Annotated in this window: 25 protein-coding genes; 8 read left to right on the top strand and 17 right to left on the bottom strand. The window is 48.3% G+C overall.

Annotated features, from left to right (window positions below; translation table 11 throughout):
- Nucleotides 1-8: 8 nt before the first annotated feature.
- The 3 genes from KNO76_RS08335 to KNO76_RS14255 form a co-directional block, all read right to left on the bottom strand.
- Nucleotides 9-857: a DegV family protein gene (locus KNO76_RS08335; RefSeq protein WP_214884641.1), complete on the bottom strand. Its 849-nt coding sequence runs from the start codon at nt 855-857 to the stop codon at nt 9-11.
- Nucleotides 858-952: 95 nt separating this feature from the next.
- Nucleotides 953-1,645, bottom strand: a complete 693-nt coding sequence (locus KNO76_RS08340; protein ID WP_026825375.1) for a response regulator transcription factor — start codon at nt 1,643-1,645, stop codon at nt 953-955.
- Between the two features lie 22 nt (nt 1,646-1,667).
- Nucleotides 1,668-2,792, bottom strand: a complete 1,125-nt coding sequence (locus KNO76_RS14255; protein WP_214884643.1) for a sensor histidine kinase — start codon at nt 2,790-2,792, stop codon at nt 1,668-1,670.
- Between the two features lie 177 nt (nt 2,793-2,969).
- Between KNO76_RS14255 and KNO76_RS08350 the strand changes: the two genes are divergently transcribed.
- Both KNO76_RS08350 and KNO76_RS08355 read left to right on the top strand, forming a co-directional pair.
- Nucleotides 2,970-3,611 carry a YigZ family protein gene (locus KNO76_RS08350; protein WP_214884645.1) on the top strand — a complete coding sequence of 214 codons (642 nt, stop codon included), beginning with the start codon at nt 2,970-2,972 and terminating at the stop codon, nt 3,609-3,611.
- 41 nt (nt 3,612-3,652) lie between these two features.
- On the top strand, nt 3,653-4,660 hold the full coding sequence (locus KNO76_RS08355) for an LCP family protein (protein ID WP_214884647.1): 1,008 nt from the start codon (nt 3,653-3,655) through the stop codon (nt 4,658-4,660).
- A 41-nt stretch (nt 4,661-4,701) separates the two neighbouring features.
- Here the strand turns inward: KNO76_RS08355 and KNO76_RS08360 are convergent, their stop codons facing one another.
- From KNO76_RS08360 to KNO76_RS08380, 5 genes are all read right to left on the bottom strand, one after another.
- On the bottom strand, nt 4,702-5,754 hold the full coding sequence (locus KNO76_RS08360; RefSeq protein ID WP_214699601.1) for a glycosyltransferase family 4 protein: 1,053 nt from the start codon (nt 5,752-5,754) through the stop codon (nt 4,702-4,704).
- A 123-nt stretch (nt 5,755-5,877) separates the two neighbouring features.
- A complete protein-coding gene (locus KNO76_RS08365; protein ID WP_214703378.1) occupies nt 5,878-6,285 on the bottom strand; it encodes a Rok-like winged helix domain-containing protein in 408 nt (135 codons plus the stop codon).
- Between the two features lie 217 nt (nt 6,286-6,502).
- Nucleotides 6,503-7,168: a beta-phosphoglucomutase gene (gene pgmB / locus KNO76_RS08370; protein WP_214703377.1), complete on the bottom strand. Its 666-nt coding sequence runs from the start codon at nt 7,166-7,168 to the stop codon at nt 6,503-6,505.
- Nucleotides 7,169-7,368: 200 nt separating this feature from the next.
- Entirely contained in the window at nt 7,369-7,704 is a 336-nt protein-coding gene (locus KNO76_RS08375; RefSeq protein ID WP_026825368.1) for an Asp23/Gls24 family envelope stress response protein, read from the bottom strand.
- Nucleotides 7,705-7,779: 75 nt separating this feature from the next.
- A complete protein-coding gene (locus tag KNO76_RS08380; RefSeq protein ID WP_214703376.1) occupies nt 7,780-8,835 on the bottom strand; it encodes an acyltransferase family protein in 1,056 nt (351 codons plus the stop codon).
- A 329-nt stretch (nt 8,836-9,164) separates the two neighbouring features.
- On the opposite strand from KNO76_RS08380, the gene KNO76_RS08385 reads away from it, so the two are divergent.
- On the top strand, nt 9,165-9,653 hold the full coding sequence (locus KNO76_RS08385; protein ID WP_214884649.1) for a hypothetical protein: 489 nt from the start codon (nt 9,165-9,167) through the stop codon (nt 9,651-9,653).
- A gap of 5 nt (nt 9,654-9,658) precedes the next feature.
- Here the strand turns inward: KNO76_RS08385 and KNO76_RS08390 are convergent, their stop codons facing one another.
- Together KNO76_RS08390 and KNO76_RS08395 are read right to left on the bottom strand one after the other, a co-directional pair.
- Nucleotides 9,659-10,258: an alpha/beta hydrolase gene (locus KNO76_RS08390; protein WP_214884651.1), complete on the bottom strand. Its 600-nt coding sequence runs from the start codon at nt 10,256-10,258 to the stop codon at nt 9,659-9,661.
- The gene (locus KNO76_RS08395) at nt 10,255-11,199 is read right to left on the bottom strand and encodes a VOC family protein (protein ID WP_214884653.1); all 945 of its coding nucleotides are present in this window, start codon (nt 11,197-11,199) and stop codon (nt 10,255-10,257) included. Before KNO76_RS08395 ends, KNO76_RS08390 begins: the two co-directional genes overlap by 4 nt.
- 117 nt (nt 11,200-11,316) lie before the next feature.
- On the opposite strand from KNO76_RS08395, the gene KNO76_RS08400 reads away from it, so the two are divergent.
- The 3 genes from KNO76_RS08400 to KNO76_RS08410 all read left to right on the top strand — a co-directional run bounded on the left by KNO76_RS08400 (nt 11,317) and on the right by KNO76_RS08410 (nt 13,880).
- Complete coding sequence (locus KNO76_RS08400) at nt 11,317-12,207, top strand: ABC transporter ATP-binding protein (protein WP_214884656.1); 891 nt, start codon at nt 11,317-11,319, stop codon at nt 12,205-12,207.
- Nucleotides 12,197-13,390, top strand: a complete 1,194-nt coding sequence (locus KNO76_RS08405) for an ABC transporter permease (protein WP_214884659.1) — start codon at nt 12,197-12,199, stop codon at nt 13,388-13,390. The genes KNO76_RS08400 and KNO76_RS08405 overlap by 11 nt, the downstream gene beginning before the upstream one ends.
- Nucleotides 13,391-13,454: 64 nt before the next feature.
- Nucleotides 13,455-13,880 carry a hypothetical protein gene (locus tag KNO76_RS08410; RefSeq protein ID WP_026825360.1) on the top strand — a complete coding sequence of 142 codons (426 nt, stop codon included), beginning with the start codon at nt 13,455-13,457 and terminating at the stop codon, nt 13,878-13,880.
- 70 nt (nt 13,881-13,950) lie between these two features.
- Here KNO76_RS08410 and KNO76_RS08415 read toward each other — a convergent pair whose 3' ends face one another.
- On the bottom strand, nt 13,951-14,550 hold the full coding sequence (locus KNO76_RS08415) for a helix-turn-helix domain-containing protein (protein ID WP_214884662.1): 600 nt from the start codon (nt 14,548-14,550) through the stop codon (nt 13,951-13,953).
- A 91-nt stretch (nt 14,551-14,641) separates the two neighbouring features.
- Nucleotides 14,642-15,142 (bottom strand): PTS sugar transporter subunit IIA, encoded by a 501-nt coding sequence (locus tag KNO76_RS08420; RefSeq protein WP_026825358.1) that lies wholly within the window; start codon nt 15,140-15,142, stop codon nt 14,642-14,644.
- Nucleotides 15,143-15,350: 208 nt separating this feature from the next.
- On the opposite strand from KNO76_RS08420, the gene KNO76_RS08425 reads away from it, so the two are divergent.
- Nucleotides 15,351-17,045 (top strand): M3 family oligoendopeptidase, encoded by a 1,695-nt coding sequence (locus KNO76_RS08425; RefSeq protein ID WP_214884665.1) that lies wholly within the window; start codon nt 15,351-15,353, stop codon nt 17,043-17,045.
- Nucleotides 17,046-17,183: 138 nt separating this feature from the next.
- Here KNO76_RS08425 and KNO76_RS14070 read toward each other — a convergent pair whose 3' ends face one another.
- The 4 genes from KNO76_RS14070 to KNO76_RS08440 all read right to left on the bottom strand — a co-directional run bounded on the left by KNO76_RS14070 (nt 17,184) and on the right by KNO76_RS08440 (nt 19,466).
- Nucleotides 17,184-17,546 carry a hypothetical protein gene (locus KNO76_RS14070; protein WP_251127944.1) on the bottom strand — a complete coding sequence of 121 codons (363 nt, stop codon included), beginning with the start codon at nt 17,544-17,546 and terminating at the stop codon, nt 17,184-17,186.
- Nucleotides 17,540-17,938 carry a DUF389 domain-containing protein gene (locus tag KNO76_RS14075; RefSeq protein WP_251127945.1) on the bottom strand — a complete coding sequence of 133 codons (399 nt, stop codon included), beginning with the start codon at nt 17,936-17,938 and terminating at the stop codon, nt 17,540-17,542. The genes KNO76_RS14070 and KNO76_RS14075 overlap by 7 nt, the downstream gene beginning before the upstream one ends.
- Nucleotides 17,939-18,072: 134 nt before the next feature.
- Entirely contained in the window at nt 18,073-18,966 is an 894-nt protein-coding gene (locus tag KNO76_RS08435) for an aldo/keto reductase (protein WP_285800441.1), read from the bottom strand.
- On the bottom strand, nt 18,963-19,466 hold the full coding sequence (locus KNO76_RS08440) for a cupin domain-containing protein (protein ID WP_214884668.1): 504 nt from the start codon (nt 19,464-19,466) through the stop codon (nt 18,963-18,965). Before KNO76_RS08440 ends, KNO76_RS08435 begins: the two co-directional genes overlap by 4 nt.
- Nucleotides 19,467-19,782: 316 nt before the next feature.
- Here KNO76_RS08440 and KNO76_RS08445 point away from each other — a divergent pair, with 316 nt between their 5' ends.
- Nucleotides 19,783-20,892, top strand: a complete 1,110-nt coding sequence (locus tag KNO76_RS08445; protein WP_214884670.1) for a low temperature requirement protein A — start codon at nt 19,783-19,785, stop codon at nt 20,890-20,892.
- Between the two features lie 37 nt (nt 20,893-20,929).
- On the opposite strand, the gene KNO76_RS08450 is transcribed toward KNO76_RS08445, so the two are convergent.
- Entirely contained in the window at nt 20,930-21,358 is a 429-nt protein-coding gene (locus KNO76_RS08450) for a CBS domain-containing protein (RefSeq protein ID WP_012727014.1), read from the bottom strand.
- Between the last annotated feature and the right edge of the window lie 237 nt (nt 21,359-21,595).

The following is a 21,595-nucleotide window of genomic DNA, read 5'->3' on the forward strand; positions in this document are numbered from 1 at the left end:
CGTCTCTATTACCATTCGCGACGATACCAAGTGATGCCGATTGCACCAGGTCCAAGGTGCGTCCCGATGACGGGACCGAAATGGCTTCCCGAGATGTGTGCTTTCGGGAACTTCTGTTTCATCGAAGCGATCTCTTCCGCCTGACGTTCCGGACAATTGGCGTGAATGATGCCGATGCAGTAGCCTTCGCCGTCCCCGGCAATCGATTCGTCCATCATCTCTTCGATTCGGCGTACAGCCTTCTTGTATGTCCGAATCTTCTCGAACGGGACGATCAATTTATCCTGGAAATGAAGGACCGGCTTGATTTGCAAGAACGATCCGACGAGCGCTTGCGCCGCGCTCAACCGTCCACCACGCTGTAAATGATCGAGGTCATCTACGACAAAGTATGCGCGAATCGAATCACGAACCGTCTCGAGTCGCGCGATGATTTCTTCCGGTGTCGCACCATTGTCACAGAGGTGCAATGCCTCTTCGACAAGAAACGCTTGCGGCATACATGAAATCTCCGAATCAAACGCATGAACGGTTACATCTACCATATTATTTATCGCAATCATCGCCTGGTACGTTCCGCTAATGCCACTCGAGAGTGTGATGGCGATCACGTCCGTCACATCATCCGACAAGTTCTCGATCAACTCGACCGTCTCACCGATGACCGGCTGCGACGTCGTCGGTAAATTGCCCGCCTCGATACGCTCATAAAACGCCTCGGTCGACATATCAATCGACTCACGGTACGACGCGCCATCGAAGATGACACTGAGTGGTGCGACATGGACGTCATGTCGCGCCAAAAAATCATCCGACAAGTAGGCGGTACTGTCGGTTAAAATCGCAATGTTTCCCATACTATATCCTCACTTTACGTCGTTTCATTTTTCCAATTATGTTAGGATTCCATTCCATATTGTAACACAAAAACGAAGTAAAGCATCGGTGACGCTCAAATCTCGACCCAACCCCGACGAATCGCATCCACGACGGCTTGTGTACGGTCGTTCACGTCCATTTTACGAAGGACGGAGGAGACGTGGTTTTTGACCGTCTTCTCACTAATAAAGAGCATGTCACTGATATCCCGGTTCGATCGGCCATCAGCGAGAAGGTGTAATACCTCGACCTCACGACGTGACAACAGTTGATACACAGGGTCATCTGTTCGACTCTCGACCCCACGACCCGCTTGTTCTCCTTTGAATTGTAAGAGACGACGGTACTCTTTTAAAACGTTCGTCGTCACTTTCGGATGAAGATAAGCCCCATCCCGAGCGACGGCACGAACCGCTGAAATCAGCTCTGTCGATGCCACTTCTTTTAGTAAGAACCCAGAGGCTCCCGCTTCGAGCGCATGCGTGATATATGACTCATCATCGTGAATCGAGAGGATGAGGACACGTGTCTCCGGCGAAAGGAGTGAGAGTTGCTTCGTCGCCTCAATCCCATTCATGTCCGGCATGTTGATATCCATAATCAGAATCTCCGGTTTCTGCTCACCTGCAATGCGAACTGCTTCGCGACCCGTCCGCCCTTCTGCGACAACCTCAAATTCATCCTCTAAATCAAAAATCCGCTTCAATCCCTCGCGGAACAGTTCGTGATCATCCACGATTGCTATGCGTGTCTGTGTCAAATCCATGTTTGTCTTCCCCCTTGTTCTCTCACGGAATCGGAATCGACATTCGGACAACTGTCCCCTTGCCGACTTCCGAGTCGATGGTGATACTCCCGTTCACCAATTCAATTCGTTCGCGCATCCCGACAATCCCAAATGATTCTTCGCCAATCGTGCTCGGTTCAAACCCGATACCATAGTCACGGACATGAAGATGGATCACATCGTTCCCCTGTTCGACATTGACGATAATCTCTGACGTCTTAGCATGCTTAATCGCATTTTGTACCGCTTCTTGCACGAGACGGAATACGTTGATTTCTAGCTTCTCAGGCAAACGTGCGCGTGACCCACGATAGTTAAGACGCGTCTTAATGGCCGTATACTCCTCTGTTTGATGGAGATAGCGCTCGAGCGTCGGCAAAAAACCTAAATCATCAAGTGACATCGGACGTAAATCATAAATCAAGCGACGGACATCGACGAGTGCGCCACGAATCAACTTTTTCAGTTCATGTAACTCGGCAAATGCCTCGTCTTTCCCTCGTTTGTCAAACGTCTTTTCGATCAAATCGGCACGAATCAAAATATGGGCAAGGGATTGCGCTGGACCGTCGTGCATCTCGCGGGCAAGATGGCGCCGTTCGCGCTCGGCTGCTTCGAATACACCGAGGGCCATCTCTTGTTTTTTCATCATGTCCGAATACTCTTGCTGCAAGTCGTCTCGTAAAAAGTTCAAGACGACGCTAACACGACCGATCAATTTTTCGGCACGTTCAATCGTGTCCTCTAAGATGAGTAAACGGCGCTCTAAATCGTTACGACGCTGCTGGGCCGCCATTTCTTCTTTTTGGACGAGAAACCGTTCAAGTTGCATTTGATTCGCTCGTTCGTACGCATCGCGTATTTCTTGCTCACTATGTATATGAAACTTCTTGCTGACTTGAACGAGCTTTGACTTTGCAGCTTTTACGAGTTTGTCGAGTCGATCGGACTCCTCGATGTAGAACTCGATTTTATCCGTCAATTCTTTCAACTCATTTTGAATTGCTGAATATTCAGTTGCTGAACTTTCGGTTATACGGACGATTTCCTCTTTACTTTCCGTCACCGTTTCAATCATATTTGTTATGATATGTTCTAAAGCTGTCCGATCGGTAATATGATTCACGATGCCATCCCCTAGTAGTTCGGTAGTTAATCCTCATCTATCCTTATATATCGTCGTTTAAAATCAGGTTTACAGCGGTAATGATAGATCTTCTATAAACCCATTCGCTATGTAAAGCGTATGTGCCTACTTGAACTCTAAAAAAAAATTTAAAAATAGAAAGGAGAATTTTCAGAAATGTCTACTGAGTCAAATTATACTATAAAACAAAGTGGAACATACGAAGTCCTTATCCAAAAATCAAAATTTATCGCTCACTTCAAACGTGTCGAATCCGAAGAAGAGGCCCAAGCGTTCATTCAAAGCATCAAAAAAGAGCATTGGAGTGCGAACCACAATTGTTCAGCTTACATCATCGGTGAAAGGAACGAGCATCAAAAAGCAAATGACGATGGTGAACCGAGCGGTACAGCGGGTTTGCCGATGCTCGAAGTATTGCGTAAACGACATCTAAAAGACACAGTCGTCGTCGTCACGCGATACTTTGGCGGAATAAAGTTAGGCGGTGGCGGTCTCATTCGGGCGTATGGCGGGACCGTTAGCGAAGGGTTAGACGTGATCGGAATCGTCGAGCGCTTGCAGATGCAACAATTGACACTCACCGTCGACTATACATGGATCGGCAAAGTCGAACATGAGTTGAGACAGTCCACATACTTGCTCGATGACATCGTCTACGCCGACCTGGTCACGTTTCATGTCTCAGTACCCGTGGAAGAGACAGATAAGGCGCTCGCTTGGATGACGGATATAACAAATGGTCAAGGTAAGTTACAAACCAACGATAAACGCATCATCGAACGTGATTTCAAACGCTGAAACACCTATACTAAAAGAAACAACTGAAATGAGGAAACAACATGGACACACCCCCACGCAAGAAAAAATCACCTTGGAAAGTCGTCCTCATCGTGTTGGGTGTCGTATTGTTAATCGGTGGTTCCGCTTTCGGGTATTTTGTCTTCAAAGCGAATGAAACCGCCGAAAATACGAACAAGGAGTTGGAGCGCGGCGACAAGTCAGAGCGTCGCGAAGAAACCATCGACTTGACGAAAGACCACTTCTCCGTCCTACTAGCAGGGGTCGATGGCGGCGCCTCGCTCGAGGAAGGACGAAGTGACTCCTTGATGGTGGCGACGTTCAACAAAGAGTCGCGCCAAGTGACGCTCGTCAGTATCCCTCGCGACTCGTACGTCGATATCATCATCGACGACAATGACCCTTTTAAAGACAAGATTAACCACGCTTACGCTTACGGTGGTATCGACGCCACGATTTCGACCGTCGAGAACTTGCTCGACATCCCAATCGACTACTATGCGACCATCAACTTCGATGGCATCGAAGATTTGGTCGATGCGGTCGGCGGTGTTGAAATCGACGTACTCATACCGATTTCAGGACAAGCGACCGGAAACGTCGAGTTAGAACCGGGCGTCCAAGTCCTAAACGGAAAAGAGGCACTCGCATACGCTCGTATGCGAAAACAAGATCCTGCCGGTGACATCGGCCGAGCCGGTCGACAGCAACAAGTGATTGAGGCCATCATCAACGAGGCGACGACAATCAACTCTTTCACGAAGTTGAACCGGATCATGAACGCAGTCGGCGAGAACATCCGAACGAATATGTCATTATCGGAAGCCTCGCAACTCCAACCTTATGTAAAATCTCTCAAGTCTTTCAATCGTGAAACGCTTGAAGGGACCGACTTGACGTTGAACGGTGTCTATTATTATGAACTCGACCCCACCGACCTTCGTGATGCACAAGCCCTCCTCCAAACCGAACTGGGGATGCCTGTCACCGCAGACGAACCGGAAATAGATGAAACAGACGACTCCATGACTGAGACAACGACGTACTAAAAACAACCATGAGTATCGCTAAGCGACCACTCATGGTTGTTTTATGTTCTCGGGCGACCAAGTAGTCGCCGTGACGTGCGGATAATCGGTTTATAATTGGGATGAATTAATTCTGTCGATTCAACAATCAATTCGATGACAATCAAGACTACGATAAATGTGATGACGGCGCCAAGCATCGTTGTCTTGGCAAACAAGATTGACGAGATTCCAAAGAATAAGGTCATTCCGTACATGAGCAAGACAGCTTGACGTGTCGTGAAGCCCATGTCGATCAACTGGTGGTGCATATGTGATTTATCCGGTGACATCGGCGGTCGACCTTGGACGAGTCGACGTACAATCGCAAAAATCGTATCCGAGATGGGTAACCCAAGTAACAAGACCGGGACGACGAGTGAGAACAAGGTTACGTTCTTAAAACCGATGAGTGAGAAGACGGCGAGCATATATCCGAGAAATAAGGCTCCCGTATCTCCCATAAAAATCTTTGCCGGATAAAAGTTGTGGACGAGAAAACCGAGCGTACTTGCAAGTAGCAACAATGCCATCATCGTCAAGTAGACGTTCCCTTGAATGATTGCCAATACAGCAATCGTTCCGAGGGCGATGCTCGACACACCTGCGGCGAGCCCATCGAGCCCATCGATCAAGTTGATCGCATTGGTGATCCCAATCAACCAAAGGACCGTGACCGGAATACTCCATGACCCAAGATATAGTTGCTGATCAAATGGAAGATTGACGAGTTCGATGCGCATCCCCGAGTTCAAGACGATGACCGTCGCAATCATTTGCCCCATCAGCTTCACGCGAGCCGACAACTGGAACCGGTCATCAATCAGTCCTGTAAGGAGAATGACAACGGCCCCGATCAAGATGGCGTCGTTATAGCGGCTTGTCGGAAGTAACAAGGCATAGCCGATGAAGAATGCGATAAAAATCGCGAGACCACCGATACGTGGCATCGTCCGTAAATGTACTTTTCGTGCGTTCGGATGATCGACCGCACCTATAAAAAATGCGAATCGGCGAACGAGCGGTGTAATCAAGATGGCCATCACAAAACTGACCAACATGGCAATCCATAACATGGGCCGACAGTTCCTCTCTCAAAAAAATAAGACTCTGGCGAATTATATCATATTTTGAATCGATGGTTTGATATCAGTCCGTTTACAACAAAAGCCGATGGGGCGTGCCCCATCGGCTGTACATTATGAAAGTGTCGCGGCAACTTCTTCTTTTGGTTCGTATGTATAAAGACCGCGTCCGATTTTTTTGATCTCTGGATTCACGCCTTCAATTTTCACCATCAATTGGTAAATATTGCTGATGTGATGACGGTAGCGAAGTTCAAGCTCCATCTGAATATCACGCACGCTCATCGTTTGACGTTCCTTTAAAAGGTCGGTTACTTGATGAACATATACTTCAAGAGGATATCGTTGATTGACACGTCGTGGTCGTAGGCGTTTAGACGCATCAGCCGTTGAGTCTTTTTCTTCTCGTTCTCGACTCAATTCTGCAATCAAATATTCAGCACGTCGCTGTAACTGACGATATGATTCTTCGATTTCCATCAATTCTCGATAAATATGCTCGTTGACATTCGTAGATTCCATACACAAATCCCCTTCTACATCCAATTATAATGAGAAATTCCCTATTTTAAATCAAGAATTCCTAATAATCCCTCTATATCTTCTATAAAAGTGTAACGGATTTGTAATGTGTTTGTCATCACTTTTTGGGCAAAATTGTCTATTTAGGACTTTTGGCTCAAAAAAGACGGCGACTGTTCGGGGCAGTCGCCGTCTCACGGAAGATGATTGTAGTCATTTACACGTGAACACGTTCGAGAATGCGTTCGAGTGAAAGTTCGTCAGTAGAGGCCACGATGAGGTCTGCATGACCAAGCATCGATTCTTCTCCAACGGCGACAGCAAACATATTTGCCGCTTTGATTGCAGTTACGCCGGCAGCCGCATCTTCAACGCCAATGGCGAGTTCGGGTTTCACGCCAAGGGCAGAAGCGGCCTTCAAAAACACTTCGGGGTGTGGTTTCGACTGGGCGACAGTTGCTGCATCGACAATATGATCGAAGTAATGACGGACACCTAGTGCGTCAACGACCGCAAATGCGTTCTTTGAAGCTGAAGCCATTCCGATTTTAAGTCCCGCCTCTTTAATTTCATCGAGGAATGAAACAATGCCAGGAAGAAGATCGTCTGATGAGATATGTTGAATGAGTTCAACGTAATGCTCGTTTTTCTTTTGTGCGAGTCCGTCCTTCTCTTCCGGTGTAAAATCGTCCTGTTTCCCGCCGAGCGTAAGAATCCGCTCAAGCGACTCGGTCCGACTCACTCCTTTGAGTGTTTCGTTGAATTCGCGGTCAAAAGGAATTCCGAGCTCTTCTCCGAGTTGCTTCCAAGCGAGGTAATGGTACTCTGCCGTGTCAGTAATGACACCATCTAAATCGAAAATCACTGCTTCAATCGTTGACATACTTGCTTTCCGCCTTTCCTTCAAATGCTTGTGTCGTCAGACTACATTTAGGGAACTTGACAAGTACCCGTTGCACGTTTGGTCAATGATGCAAACGGTTGCACTTGTTCGATTTCTATTATAAATGAAAACGTTCTCTTGATGCAACCGATTTCGCAAAAATCAAAAAAGAGAAGAGCTTCAAGGCTCCCCTCTCCTGATTACAGCTGAATCCCGACGACTTTCACGTTGACGGAACGTGGTGTCATCGCAAGCATCGTGTCCATGTCCTGTGTGATGCGCTCTTGAACCGATGTCACCGTCTTAATGATCGATTGCCCGTAGGCGATGTAAAGCGACAAGTTGATGGTGATACCTTCTTCTGACTCGTCCACTTTCACATGCTTCATGAGCGAACGCTCTGACAACTTCGTATCTTCTTGTGTGAAAGACACGTGTTTCGTTTCTTTAACTGCGACTGCGGCAATCATTTCAACGACGTGACGCGATACGTTCACGTCGCCTTCCGTGCTGTGCATTCCATTTTCATACGGCATAAGGGTCACTTCCTTAACTCTAATTTCGTTTCTTCTCTATAAAGTGTAGCGGAAATGAAGCATTTAGAAAAGACTTTACCCTTTTACACCTTTTGTATTCTGTATCCGCTTCACGTCGATTTCGACGAGGGGACGCAAGAGACGGACCATCGGCGGACTGATAATTACAAGGACCATCACGAAAGCGACTCCAAACAAGACGAGTAATTGTTGCCAAGATGTCGGCATGAACCCTGCAGGTACGAACGCTTTCCAAGCGACAACAAAGAACACGTGAACGAGATACACATACAAGCTATATCGTCCGGCACGTGAGAAAATCGGGAGTCTTCGACCAGGAATGATGAGTGCGAAACTGATTGACATGAGTAACGATACCGTGTAGACGATCAAAAAGGCGAACGGTCCACCCCACATCGCTTCAGGCACGGCCGTGTCATAAGCGAAACGGAACTTGAACAAATTCCCGATATGATAGAACGTATCGGATTGTTGGACACGCATTGAGATCAAGAGCCCGACCGTAAGCATGAAAAATATGATTGCCCCACCAATCCGGTAACGGTTCCGTTGCTCTGCCCGTTTCGGCAATTCAAAGAAGTTGAGCGTATTTCGTTCGGACATCCAGTTGCCGATTAAAAAGAACGGATAGAACATGATGACTTTCCTTAATGCGAAGTAGCCCGTCGCCTCGGCTTGAAACCCGAAAAGAAGCGCAAACAAGAGTGCGTATAACACGTATCCTTTCAATTGTGTAACGTACGGAGTAATAATGTACCAGAAGACAATTGCCATCAAATACCAGAGCGCCCAGTACGGTTTCAAGAGATTCAGTCCTGGATTCTCGAGCGAGAATATGGAAATCCCTTCTGTGAAGGCAAACCATGACCCTAGAATGACTTGCCAAATGACATAGACGACAAACAACTGGATCACACGCAAATAACGGTTCTCTCGATAAAAGTAACCGCTGAGCATGATGAATAGCGGCATGTGGAACGTATATAAGAACAGATATACCCACTTTGGAAGGATGTCATCGTAAACACCGCGAACATCGGTCAATAAGTGGCCGAACACGACGAGCAGGACGAGCACACCTTTAATATTGTCATACCAATAATTTCTCATAACATTCCCTCTAGTTCTTTATGATGATTGCGATGAAGCTGACCTTCATGTTTTCACGTTCAATTCGCACACGGACTGCATGGAAGGTCAGATGGAAAAATCCCTCACCTATCATAATCGATTCCTACGCAGAGTGAAATTACGTTTCAACAAAATTTTCATGTCTTCACTGTCATCATTCCCACAATTAGCTGAATGCAAGCCGAAACGTCAAAAAATCCTCAAGATTCAACACGTTGTATGCGTATTCAAATAGACGGGATTGGGTACAGTATAGTATAGTGGTGTTACTAAATATTCGGAATATTCTAATAAAGGAGGTGGAAAGAATGGCTTCGATTATCCGGAATCGACATCATATGGTACACGATCCGAAACGTTCATTCTCTAATTTCGGGTTCTGGTGGTTCGTCAGCATCTTTTCCGTCGGCTTACTCATTGTCGCCTTTGAATCGGTCCGTAATGGGTTCTCTGCCATTCATCCTGTATTGTCTAGCATGGCTTTCCTCGGGATCACGTTCGTGCTCGGCGTCTGTGCCAAATTGGTCCGTGACGTTTGGTGGCTCAATTATTTGCTTGAGCGCACTCAAAACCGCTACTTATACATCGGCGGTGACACGTTGCAAAGCTGGCAGTATACGCTCGACTCGATTTGGCTACTCACGCGCACTTCACAAAAAAAGCTCGGCCGATTGTATATCCAAATCGACCGAACCATACGTGCTGAGGAAGCGAAACGTTTATTCGCCGCCTATTTGATTGACCGAGGTGTCCTCGTCGTCTACTCTCGTCCGAACAAACCGAAAAAAATGGCTTGAACGACTTAGTCGAGGTAAATGGCAATCCACGTCCGTGCCGCCTCGACTTCTTCCATGCGAAGTTCATGTCCACCCGAGTGATAGAAGAGCTCGACGTCTGCTCCCGCGCTACGGAGCGTCGTTGTCAGCTCTTCTGTTTCTGCCTTCGGACAAATCGGATCACGCTCTCCCGCTGAGATGAATACGTTCCTCCCTGTCAAGTCAGGGAGCGTCAACGAGCGGTCCGGTACCATCGGATGGAACAAAAGAGATGCGGTAAACGCCGGGGCGCGGTAAAGTGCCGAGCCAATCAAGTTCGCTCCATTTGAATAGCCGATTGGAATCATCTTGTCCCGGTCAATCCCATATTTTGTCGCCGCCTCGTCCAAAAAGCTTAAGAAGCGCTCTGTTTGCTTCTTTAAATCTTCTAAGTCGAGCACCCCTTCTGCGTGACGACGGAAGAAACGGGACATCCCGTTTTCAATGACATCTCCTCGAAGCGTCAAAATGTTCGCCTCTGTCGACAATTCTTTCGCGAGTGGGATCAAATCTTGCTCGCTTCCTCCTGTTCCGTGCAACAAGACGAGCGTCGTCTCTTTCGTTCCTTGAATGAATTGATGAATCATATTCGTTCTCCTTTCGGTAGTTTAATGGTTGGCAATGTACGAGAGATGTGGTCCCGTTTTTCTTCTAGCCATGATGGCAAACGAAGCGTCTCACCGAGTGAATCAATCGACTCGTCCACAGTGAATCCAGGTACGTCCGTCGCAAGTTCGTGCAGGATGTGTCCGGCATCATGGAAATAGACGGAGCGGAAATAGTTACGTTCTTTCACCTCGGTCGGTCTTAGCCCAAGGTCAAAGATCGCATCTTGCCATGTCGGATACTGTTCACCGTCCGCAACGCGCCAAGCGATGTGATGAACCGTTCCCGTGCCTGGGACCCCGTTCGGTAAAATCGTCTTCTTCACATCGATGACGTTCGCGTAATCTGCTGACCCGATCAGACGGACCCATTCCTCATCTTCTGCGACCCGTTCAAAACCTAACAGTTCGATCAACAGACGAACGGTCTCGTCCGGATCCTTTGACAATAACGTCGCGCCGGCGAATCCGACGATCGCCTCATCCTTCGTGATTCCTTCGATGACCCAACGTGTCTGTTTCGAGCTTGGTCTCGCGACGAGCTCAACGACGAGTCCATCCGGGTCCTCGAACAACAGAGACGCCTCTTCAAACCGTTCTGTGGCGACGGTCGCAATCCCGTGTTGTTGTAATCTTTCTTCCCAGAACGGTAAACTTCCTGCCGGCACGAGATAGGCCGTCACACCGACCTGTCCGCTCCCAACCTGCCCTTTCCCTAACCCTGAGATTGGGAAGAACGTGATGACCGTACCAGGCGTGCCGACCTCATCCCCAAAATAGAGATGATACGTGCCTGGGTCATCAAAGTTGACGGTCTGTTTCACGAAGCGGAGACCGAGGACTTCTCCATAAAAATCAAGCGTGCGTTGCGGGTCTTGTACCATCGATGAGATGTGATGGATCCCTGTAGACTGCGTGTTCATTGTCATCCTCCTTTTATTATCTTGATTTCAAGATAAATCATTGGCCAGAAAAAGTGAAACTTTTTGCTCATAGTGGCGTACGATAAGAGAAGAGACATCCTAAGGAGGTAAATGAACATGGCATTACATATCGAACGAGTCACGAAAGAGTTCGGTGACTATACAGCAGTCGACAATCTCACCTTTCGTGTCCCACAAGGTGAAATGTTTGGATTGCTTGGTGCGAACGGTGCCGGCAAGACGACGACGTTCCGCATGATTCTCGACATCTTGAAGCCGACCGATGGAAATATCACGTGGAACGGCAAAGCGGTCGACCACCGCATCGTCGGCTATTTGCCCGAAGAACGAGGATTATATCCGAAGTCACAGGTGCGCGAACAGCTCGTCTTTCTCGCTAGCTTAAAAGGCATGCGTGGAAGTGAGGCCAAACGTGCGGTCAAGTCGTGGCTTGAACGCCTCGAGATTCCCCAGTATGAGACGATGCGCGTTGAACAACTCTCAAAAGGGAATCAGCAGAAGATTCAGCTCGTGGCCGCCCTGCTCCATAACCCTGAACTCGTCATCTTAGACGAACCGTTCAGCGGACTTGACCCGGTCAACGTCGAGATTCTGAAGCGTGAGGTACTCGCATTGCGTGACGCCGGGACGACCATCGTCTTCTCGAGCCATCGAATGGAGCATGTCGAAGAACTGTGTCAACATGTCGGCATCTTAAAAGGCGGACGTGCCGTCGTGAGTGGCGACGTTCCGACCATCAAGTCGCACTACGCTGAGCCGGCCCTTTTCATCGAGACAGACCAGATTCAAGTACTTGAATCGCTTCCTGTCGTCGAAGCGATCGAACCATACAAGTCCGGTCACTTAGTTCGTCTGCATTCATTCGAAGACAGCGACGCCGTCCTGTCTACACTCGTCCGACATCAAGCGAATGTGAAGACGTTCATGCGTCAGCCCGTATCGCTCAATGACATCTTTATTAAGGAGGTCGGGCAGCATGTTTCATAATTTTGGACCGCTCTATGCGTTCACACTCAAATCTAGAGTCCGTTCGAAGGCATTCCTCATCTCGACGGCGTTGACGATTCTGTTCATTTTCGCGTTCACGAACATCGACCGCATCATGTCTACGTTTGAGGACTCCGAGCAGGCGAGCGCTCTCGTCGTTTCGGAGAACACGGAACTCGTTGATACGATGCAGTCCCTCGGCTATGAAGATGTTGCCACGAGTGACATCACCGAGGAAGAGGCTCGCGCCGGTATTAATGACGGAGAATACGGTGTCGTCGCCTTTGTTGACGGATACGATGCCCGCGTCATCTCTGAACGTCCGGAGCAGGAATTCACCGCCCTCTTGCAAACGTCGTTGCAACAGTTGCGAAATGCGGAGCTAATTGAGTCATCCGATGTCGATCCCGCGGTCATCGCTTCCCTCAGCGAACCGATCCAACTCGACGAGTCGTACCTCGGACGCGGTGGAGAAAATTCGGATGAGCTCCTCTCGTCCTCTGCACTCGTCTACGTCATGTTGATGCTCCTTTATATTTCCATCATCACGTATGGATCGATGATTGCGACAGAGGTGACGACAGAAAAGTCGTCACGTGTCATGGAGCTCATCATCTCGACGACCCATCCGGTGACGCATATGCTTGCGAAAGTGACGGCCATCGGGACGCTCGCCCTCATCCAAATCGGGATCTTCCTCGGATTCGGTTATGTGAGTGCGAGTGGCAGTGAGCTGGCATCAACCGTCATCGAGAACGCCGGGAACGCACGGGCCGTCATCTATTTATTCGTCTTCTTCTTGCTCGGGTACTTGTTATACGCATCGCTTTTCGCCGTCCTCGGTTCACTCGTCAGTCGAGTCGAAGAGTCACAACAGATGGTCATGCCGGTCATCATGCTCCTCGTCGCAGCATTCCTCGTCGCAATGTTCGGTTTGAACAATCCGGATGCGACGATCGTGACAATCCTCTCGTTCGTCCCATTCTTCACACCGATGCTCATGTTCCTTCGGGTCATGCTCGTCGATGTGGCGGTTTGGGAAGTGGCGCTTTCCATCGGATTACTGGTTGGGACAATCGGCGTCACATTGTGGATCGGCTCGAAATTCTATCGTGGCGGTGTCTTGTTCTACGGTACGAACGCCATTAAACAATGGCGACAAATATTACAAAACCGTCAATAACGTTTACAGCAAATTCGTTTTCGTTTACTCTAAAGAATGTGCAAAATGAGGAGGAAAACGAACTATGCGATCACGATTACTCGCAGCCTTAATCTTTACGTTTATGACGACGCTCACGACGTTCATCTGTTACACCGTTTTCTTAGACGCGGATGCGTTATGGCAAATCCTGCTTGCGTATGCAGGCAGTACGTTCATCGGTACGCTCGCGTTTTGGTATCCGGTCAGCAGACGTTCACAGACGTCCCGCTTCGGTGGCGCATGGATCGGCATCATGATTACTGCAACGACACTCATTGGCTTCACCGTCATCCGCTTCACATTCCGCGGGGACGCAGCAGCATTGCTCGACTGGCAGACGATGCTGGCGAGTCTTGCCTACACATTCGGTTACGTCGGATGGGTGCTCACAATCTTGAATATCGTGCTCGGTTTCTTACTAGCCGGCACACGTCCGAAAGTACGCTACGAAGCGCGTCCGATGCGCTGATGCATAAAAGTGACCAGGAATGTCCTGGTCACTTTTTTAGTTGCCACAAAAATTGTAGATGTCCTACCGATCATTGCAATTTATAGGATTTGTCCACGACACCGTACTCTGCGTATTGGAACGAGTTGTCCGAGAATTGTTCGGGAACGAGTCGCTCTACATATCTGGCGAATGGGACGATGTGGCGCATCGAATCATGAGAACGTCCAAGGTCGAGTACCGCATCAACTAGTGCCTCAAGCGCATGGTGAGACGTCGGCTCTTCGTCTTCTTCGAAGAGGCGCTGCAACTCTTCTTCATGCATCAAGTCAAAGATGCGCATCCGCTCCTCGAGCTGCCGTTGCATCTCTTCGACGGAATTGCCGTGCATCGCCTCTTCATAGGCGAGCTTCATCTGTTCAACTTCCGGCACTTTTCCCCGCATTAACACTTTGAGCGACTCGCCCGTCCAAATGTGACGAGCCAAATAATTCGAATCAATCTGTAAAGTTTCTGCGAGCGCCTCTATGTAAGGCATGGTCGGATACACTTCACTCAGTTCAGTGCGACGAATAAAGTGAGGTGCCACGCCGATTCGTTCCGCAAGCGTTTCAATCGACAACCCGGCCCGCTCTCGCAATATTCGAATCCGGTCCCCATATCCTCGGTACGGTGCATTTTTTCCATCCATCTCATTTCCCCCTTTCCTCTCTTTTATTATAATTCCCGTATTCACAAAAAAATACTCGGAAGCATGAGCTCCCGAGTGATCAATCGTTTTCTTATTTCTTCGTCAATTCTACGACTTCTGAAGATCCAGCTGTCACTGTATCGCCTTCTGCGACAAGTTTGTTCACGCCGAAGCTGTCATGGTTCGTGATGATAACCGGAGTAATTGTTGATGGAGCGTTCGCTTTGATGAAGTCGAGGTCGAACGTGACGAGCGGGTCACCTGCTTTGACAGATTGTCCTTCTGTGACGTGCGTCTCGAAGCCTTCGCCTTTAAGGTTTACCGTATCAAGACCGATGTGAATCAAGTACTCCGCACCGTTGTCCGCATTGATACCGATTGCGTGTTTCGTCGGAAATACTGTTGCGATTGTTCCGCTAACCGGTGAGACGACTTTACCTTCTGTCGGCTCGATTGCGATTCCGTCACCCATCATTTTTTGCGAGAATACTTGGTCCGGTACGTTCGTGATGTCGATGACCTTTCCTGTAAGCGGTGAAACCGCGTTGAGTTGTTCTTCTTTACCACCAAATAGTTTTTTAAAGAATCCCATAGCTTAATCCCTCCAACATGTTCTATTGAATCGAAGTCTTACCTTTTATACCCGAAAAGCTAAAACTTCAATCCCTACCTTATAAACGGTATAGTGGTAATAAGGTAGTGCGAAATCGTTTTACACATCGTAAGAATACGAGTGTGCAATCGCTTTTGCAAGCCCTTTTTACACTTTGTAAAAATTTCACACGATGGAGGCGCTTACAATGACGACTTTCACAAAATTGTCATATGAACGACCCGACTTAGACGCTCTGAACAGCAGATTGTCGGACTATTCTGCCGAATTACAGCAAGCGAGTACACTCGAAGAAGCGAACGAACTCATTCGCCAAATCAACAAGGAACGTAATGACTTTGAAACACAAAGTCAACTCGTCGCAATCCGACACTCGGTCGATACACGCGATACTTTTTATGAGGAAGAACAATCTTTCTTTGACGATGCACTTCCCGTCTACGAGAAAGAAATCCAAGTGTACTACCGTGTCTTGACGAACCACGAGCTTCGCACTGAACTCGAAGCCGAATGGGGCAGTCAATTATTTTCTCTCGCCGAGCGTGCGCTCGAGACGTTCGAGGAGTCGCTCATCCCGAAACTGCAAGAAGAGAACCGTCTCGCGACGACCTATCAAAAAGTCATGTCAGCGGCACAAATCGAATTTGACGGCAAGATGCTCAACCTGTCACAGTTCGGTCCGTATCTTCAGTCACCAGACCGCGATGTCCGAAAACCAGCATCCGTCGCCCGCTATACATACCTCTCAGACAACGGCGACGAGCTCGACCGCATTTACGGCGAACTCGTACGTGTGCGTACAGAAATCGCTCACGCGCTTGGCTTCCCGTCGTTCGTTGAGCTAGGCTATGCGCGTATGCAACGTGTCGGATATGACGAGTCGATGGTCGACAACTTCCGCAAGCAAGTTCGTGATGTCATCGTACCGCTCGCTTCCGCTTTGAAAGAAAAACAGGCGAAACGAATCGGTGTCGACCACCTCTATTACTACGATGAGTCGTTCGTCTTCCCGGACGGTAACGCGACACCGCAAGGGGACGAGTCGTTCATCATCGAAGGTGGGAACAAGATGTACCGTGAGCTCTCAAATGAGACAGACGAGTTCTTCCAATACATGCAGAAACGCGGCGCCCTCGATTTGACGGCGAAACCAGGTAAATCTGGCGGTGGCTATTGCACGTACTTACCGTCTGAAGGACTTCCGTTCATCTTCTCAAACTTTAATGGAACTGCCGGGGATATCGACGTCCTCACGCATGAAGTCGGTCACGCCTTCCAAGTGTATGAGAGCCGTCATTTGACGACTCCGGAATACGCCTTCCCGACATATGAGGCGTGCGAGATTCACTCGATGTCGATGGAGTTCTTCTGTTGGCCATGGATGGAGCTCTTCTTCGGCGACCAAGTCGACAAGTATAAGTTCAATCACTTGGCCGGTAGCATGACGTTCCTTCCATATGGCGTGCTCGTCGATGAGTTCCAACACGTCGTCTATCGCAACCCAGAGATGACAGCAGCCGAACGTCGTCAAGCATGGCGCGATTTAGAGAAGGTCTATCTCCCGCACCGCGATTATGAGACGAACGACTATCTTGAGTCTGGCGCATGGTGGCACCAACAAGGCCACATCTTCCAAAGCCCGTTCTACTATATCGACTACACGCTCGCGCAAGTGTGTGCGTTCCAGTTCTGGGTGCGCATGCATGAAGACCGCGAAGCGGCATGGAGCGATTACCTCACGCTCTGTCAGGCAGGCGGAAGCCGCTCGTTCCTCGAACTCGTTGAACTGGCGGGTCTCAAGTCTCCGTTCGCAGACGGCGTGTTGAAAGAAACGATCGATCAAATCGAAGACTATCTCTTGAAACATCCGCTCGCAAACTAACGAGCAAGACCATCGAAAAAAATCGATGGTCTTTTAGTTTGGATTGATTTCGTTCTGCAGTTCGAACGGCAAGTCATCCAAATCGATTTGACGGCTGTCGAACAAGTTGAATTGTTGCAGGCGGCTTTCTAAATATTTTTAAAGCAGCTCGGCTACCTTCTCTCCGGACAACCCGTTCAAATCTGGCACTTGCGTCACCGAGAGTTCAATAGTGCGAAGCCCGTAGTCCGGCAGGCGCGATCCGATTTCGGCAAGCTCCTCTTCGGTCAACCGTTTCCCTGTCGTCGTCACGAGAAGCAAATCATCATCTTCCTGGTAGTCCTGACTGATGATAATGGCGTCTGAAAACTCCTCTTCGATGAAATTGTTGATCCCGGTCCGAATGATGCTGTCTTGAACGAGCGTCGCGGCCGAGAAGATACTTGGGACGACGATGAAGACAGACAAGGCAATGAGAAGTCGATTGATTTTTTTATGGTTCGCGTCTTGCTTCGTCAACACTTGTGAGATACCCACCCAGCGAAAGCGATGATGACATCCCAAATCGTCGGTTCGGTCCGTGCGATGATTTCATTACTCGCATACGTGATGGGAGAAATCGCGAAATAGATTGTAGCGACCGTCAGACTGACCGCGACTTGAACGAGAAGCAGACGTATCCCTGCCCGTAGCAGTTTCATATCATAAAGTGAGAGGGCAAGACCGATACTTAAAATTGGCGTCATGAGAGGTGAAATCAACATCGCCCCGATAATGATGGGAATCGAGTTCATGTTTAATCCGATAGACGCGATAAAAATCGAGCACATCAAAATAACCGAATCACTCGGCCGCACTTTCAAATTCGAGTACATCTTCTCTTTGAACTCTTCCGCGGTAAACGTCTGTTCCATTCTGAATTCAGCTCCCTTGTCGTATCAGTCTCCTCTACACAAGCAAGTCCTTCCTTTATTTACCCGCAACATGTGCGTGACAATCGATTTCGACAAAAGAAAAACTGGACCATTGATCGGTCCAGTTCACATCGTCAAATGACATCTAGCGGTTGTTTTGTCGTCGGTGGTGGGAAAGCTTCATCGAACGCCGCGAAATCTTCCTCACTCAAATCGAGCAAGAGCGCTGCGGCATTCTCCTCGACGTGCTCGGCCTGTCCCGCTTTCGGGATCGCAATCACATGTCCGCTCCGAATCGTCCAGGCAAGTAAAATTTGCGCGACCGAGGCACTATACGCCTCCGCGATTCGATTGACCGTCTCATTTTCGAAGACGTCTTTTTTCACGTCACTTCCTTCAGCGAGCGGGGCGTACGCCATGACCGGGATGCCTTGTTCCTTCATGTAAGGAAGCAGGTCATATTCAATCCCTCTGCTACCGAGATGATAGAGTACTTGGTTGACCGCACAATGGTCACCGTTCGGTAATGCGAGAAGCTCTTTCATATCCTCGACGTCAAAGTTCGAGACACCCCACGCCCGAATCTTGCCCTCTGCCTTGAGCTGCTCCATCCCGGCAATCGTTTCCTCAAGCGGGGCGTCGCCTCGCCAGTGAAGTAAGTAAAGATCGAGATAATCCGTCCCGAGTCGTTTGAGTGACGCGTCGCATGCTTTGACGAGTTTGTCGCCATACGCATTGTACGGATACACCTTCGAGACGAGGAAAACGTCCTCGCGTCGGTCTTGAATGGCTTCACCGACTAACTGCTCGGATTCACCTTCTCCGTACATCTCTGCCGTGTCGATGACATGGAGCCCACAGTCGAGCCCCGTTCGAAGCGCTTCGACCTCAGCGTCGTGCTTCGATGCCTCTTCCCCCATACGCCACGTGCCTTGTCCAAGTGTACGCATCTCCCGTCCGTCTTTCAATTCGACGACGTTTTGCTTTAATGCTGCAAGTAATAAAGAGTGTGGAAGTCGTTGATTCATGATATTTCCTCCTTTGTCCATGCTTCATGTAACGGACCCGTCGTCCCGAAGACAGGGTCAAATGTCGGTTTCTCAACTCGTTCGATTCGCTTCAAGCTGTCCGGTCGTTCTTCCGTCTTCCCGGTCAGCGTGTCATAGTCGCAACCGTCCGGATATGCCCCGACGACTTGGAAGTCTGTGCTCGCCTCGATTCGGCGGTGTCCCGTCCCTGCTGGCAAGATGAGGACATCACCCGTACTGACGCGGACGAGGTCCCCGTTCGTTCCTCCGAGTTGAAGGGTCGCTTCACCTTGTACCACGCCTAGCACTTCATGCGAGTTGCTGTGATAGTGATGATAGTCGAACACCCCGTTTACCCAACTGTTCGTCCATTCGTTATGGGCGAACGTCTCTCGCATGCCGCTCGGGTCATCAAAGACACCGCGATACAAGAGCGCCGGATAATCCGGATGATTCGGAATGGAACCGTCATCTGTAAACATAAAGGTCACTAAGTCCATCCTAACTCCCTCCTTGTCTCTGTCCATTTACCCGACTTCTCCATACAAAAAACGGTTACCTGTAGTGGATGACCGTGATTGCTGTTCAAGTGCACATGATGAAACTTGCTACCTACAACCAATGATCTAGCGTTACTTCAACCGGATTGTTTTTAAGTCCCTTTGTTTTTTCATGGACACTTTTAGTCCCTACCATTCTAATCAACATGTGAATTCTCATTATTGGATTGATTTCCACCTTCATTTTAAAAACGAAGGGTGTTTTCGGGAAGCAGACGGGTAAATAACAATGAATCTATGAAAAAGGAGTTCTCCTATGCCCCCTCATCATGAAAAGGTAGAAAAAATTGAACTGTTTTTTGATTTAGTTTTTGTTTTTACGTTCATACAACTCACCTTAAAACTTGAACGTCATCTCACTATTCATACGTTTTTAGAGGTTCTCGTTCTCATGGCTCTCATTTGGTATATCTTTGAAGGGTATATTTGGTTGACGAATACGACCAAATTGACAAGAAGAAATCATCAAATCTTCATGACGCTCGGAATGATTGGCTTCATGTTGATTTCCGTTGCGATCCCAAATGCATACAATCAAGATGGATTTATTTTTGGACTTGGTTTTTTAGTGATCGTCGCAGTACATTCAACATTGTTCTTGCTTCACAGTAATGACGATACGAAAAAGGCTATGCTCGCCATCGTTCCATATAATATCTCGTTTAGCATCATCATCCTTGTCGCTTCGCTGTTCGAGGGCAATGTGCGCCTGATTGTATGGGGAATTGTCGCGATTGTGGCGGTATTGGGACCCCTCGTACAAAAAAACAGAGGTCAATTCGAAGTGTCATCCTGGCACTTCCTTGAGCGTCATTATCTCATCTTGGTCATTGCCCTTGGTGAAACAATTGCTTCGACCGGTCGAGCCGCGATTGATGAGGATTTAACGTCCGATGTCGTCTTGACGATGATTCTAGCACTCACCCTAACCGTTCTACTCTGGTACTCCTATGTGAAAGACGATGAAAAACGTGAAAATCGATTCTATAACATGCACACGGATAAACGAGATCAGACAGCTAAGGCCGGATTCTATTGGTCACACCTCTCGATGTTTCTCGGCATCATTTTACTCGCCGTCGTGAAGATTGCAATCATACACGATCCGATGCAGACACTCGATTTGGCACATCGTATCACGCTGTATGTCGCGATCGTCCTGTTTGGATACGGTGTCATTTACTTCAATCGACTATTTTTCAATCTATCTTGGAAGCGACTCGCGTTTCTTGCGGTCCTGCTCGTCATTCCACTGATTGGCCCTTATTTACCGGCAATCATCTTGTTGCTCGTCATCACGTTTATTTACTACATTTCAATCATCGCCCCACTCCCTTTCTTAAAAACAAAGCGGGAAGAAACGTAAAACAAGCCAGAACCGCGAGTCGGTTCTGGCTTGTTTATTATCGGACTTCATTCTCGAGTTGTTTCAACTTTGTCGAGTAATACTCGATGATGTCACGACGTCGGATGATGCCGATGAAATATTTTCCGTCATCGACGACAGGCACGAAGTTTTGGTCCGTGATCGCATCGACGAGTTCTTCAATTTGCGCCGTAATCGAGACCGGCTTATATCGAACGCGTTGTTTGATATCTTTTAGACGTGTCCGGAGCACTTTTTCATAGTCTTCTTCCCCTCGAAGTTGTTCTGCAAGTGCCCAAAGTAAATCCCCCTCTGTCATCGTCCCGGCATAAAAACCGTTCTCCGAAACGAGTGGGACAGACGTGAATCGATGATGTTTCATCTTTTCAAGCGCTTGTCGCACCGTTGATTCGGGGTCCAAATATTTGACGTCTTCTTTCGGATATAAAAAGAAAGCGATGTTCATTTAAATCTCTCCTCAATCTGTTAATCCACCCCGTTATTGTACCATGAATGGTAGGACAGGTTGAACTAATCGAACAATCCCGTCGTATTTTTATCCCCCTTTCTCCATAACGACACGAAAAATCATCGTGATTCTTGTCACAGCAATGTTCAGATGATTTGAGAAAATTGGAAAGGAACTCCAATTGATTTATACCCTTTTTAGTTGCTTCTTATCCATCGAAACATACAAAAGGCC

The organism is Exiguobacterium sp. s101 (assembly GCF_018617835.1).
GTDB lineage: Bacteria > Bacillota > Bacilli > Exiguobacteriales > Exiguobacteriaceae > Exiguobacterium > Exiguobacterium marinum.

Coding starts and splice junctions, on each gene's coding strand:
- KNO76_RS08335 (WP_214884641.1), bottom strand. CDS start 857: ATGGGAAACATTGCGATTTTAACCGACAGTACCGCCTACTTGTCGGAT.
- KNO76_RS08340 (WP_026825375.1), bottom strand. CDS start 1,645: ATGGATTTGACACAGACACGCATAGCAATCGTGGATGATCACGAACTG.
- KNO76_RS08350 (WP_214884645.1), top strand. CDS start 2,970: ATGTCTACTGAGTCAAATTATACTATAAAACAAAGTGGAACATACGAA.
- KNO76_RS08355 (WP_214884647.1), top strand. CDS start 3,653: ATGGACACACCCCCACGCAAGAAAAAATCACCTTGGAAAGTCGTCCTC.
- KNO76_RS08360 (WP_214699601.1), bottom strand. CDS start 5,754: ATGTTATGGATTGCCATGTTGGTCAGTTTTGTGATGGCCATCTTGATT.
- KNO76_RS08365 (WP_214703378.1), bottom strand. CDS start 6,285: ATGGAATCTACGAATGTCAACGAGCATATTTATCGAGAATTGATGGAA.
- pgmB (WP_214703377.1), bottom strand. CDS start 7,168: ATGTCAACGATTGAAGCAGTGATTTTCGATTTAGATGGTGTCATTACT.
- KNO76_RS08375 (WP_026825368.1), bottom strand. CDS start 7,704: ATGCCGTATGAAAATGGAATGCACAGCACGGAAGGCGACGTGAACGTA.
- KNO76_RS08380 (WP_214703376.1), bottom strand. CDS start 8,835: ATGAGAAATTATTGGTATGACAATATTAAAGGTGTGCTCGTCCTGCTC.
- KNO76_RS08385 (WP_214884649.1), top strand. CDS start 9,165: ATGGCTTCGATTATCCGGAATCGACATCATATGGTACACGATCCGAAA.
- KNO76_RS08390 (WP_214884651.1), bottom strand. CDS start 10,258: ATGATTCATCAATTCATTCAAGGAACGAAAGAGACGACGCTCGTCTTG.
- KNO76_RS08395 (WP_214884653.1), bottom strand. CDS start 11,199: ATGAACACGCAGTCTACAGGGATCCATCACATCTCATCGATGGTACAA.
- KNO76_RS08400 (WP_214884656.1), top strand. CDS start 11,317: ATGGCATTACATATCGAACGAGTCACGAAAGAGTTCGGTGACTATACA.
- KNO76_RS08405 (WP_214884659.1), top strand. CDS start 12,197: ATGTTTCATAATTTTGGACCGCTCTATGCGTTCACACTCAAATCTAGA.
- KNO76_RS08410 (WP_026825360.1), top strand. CDS start 13,455: ATGCGATCACGATTACTCGCAGCCTTAATCTTTACGTTTATGACGACG.
- KNO76_RS08415 (WP_214884662.1), bottom strand. CDS start 14,550: ATGGATGGAAAAAATGCACCGTACCGAGGATATGGGGACCGGATTCGA.
- KNO76_RS08420 (WP_026825358.1), bottom strand. CDS start 15,142: ATGGGATTCTTTAAAAAACTATTTGGTGGTAAAGAAGAACAACTCAAC.
- KNO76_RS08425 (WP_214884665.1), top strand. CDS start 15,351: ATGACGACTTTCACAAAATTGTCATATGAACGACCCGACTTAGACGCT.
- KNO76_RS14075 (WP_251127945.1), bottom strand. CDS start 17,938: ATGGAACAGACGTTTACCGCGGAAGAGTTCAAAGAGAAGATGTACTCG.
- KNO76_RS08435 (WP_285800441.1), bottom strand. CDS start 18,966: ATGAATCAACGACTTCCACACTCTTTATTACTTGCAGCATTAAAGCAA.
- KNO76_RS08440 (WP_214884668.1), bottom strand. CDS start 19,466: ATGGACTTAGTGACCTTTATGTTTACAGATGACGGTTCCATTCCGAAT.
- KNO76_RS08445 (WP_214884670.1), top strand. CDS start 19,783: ATGCCCCCTCATCATGAAAAGGTAGAAAAAATTGAACTGTTTTTTGAT.
- KNO76_RS08450 (WP_012727014.1), bottom strand. CDS start 21,358: ATGAACATCGCTTTCTTTTTATATCCGAAAGAAGACGTCAAATATTTG.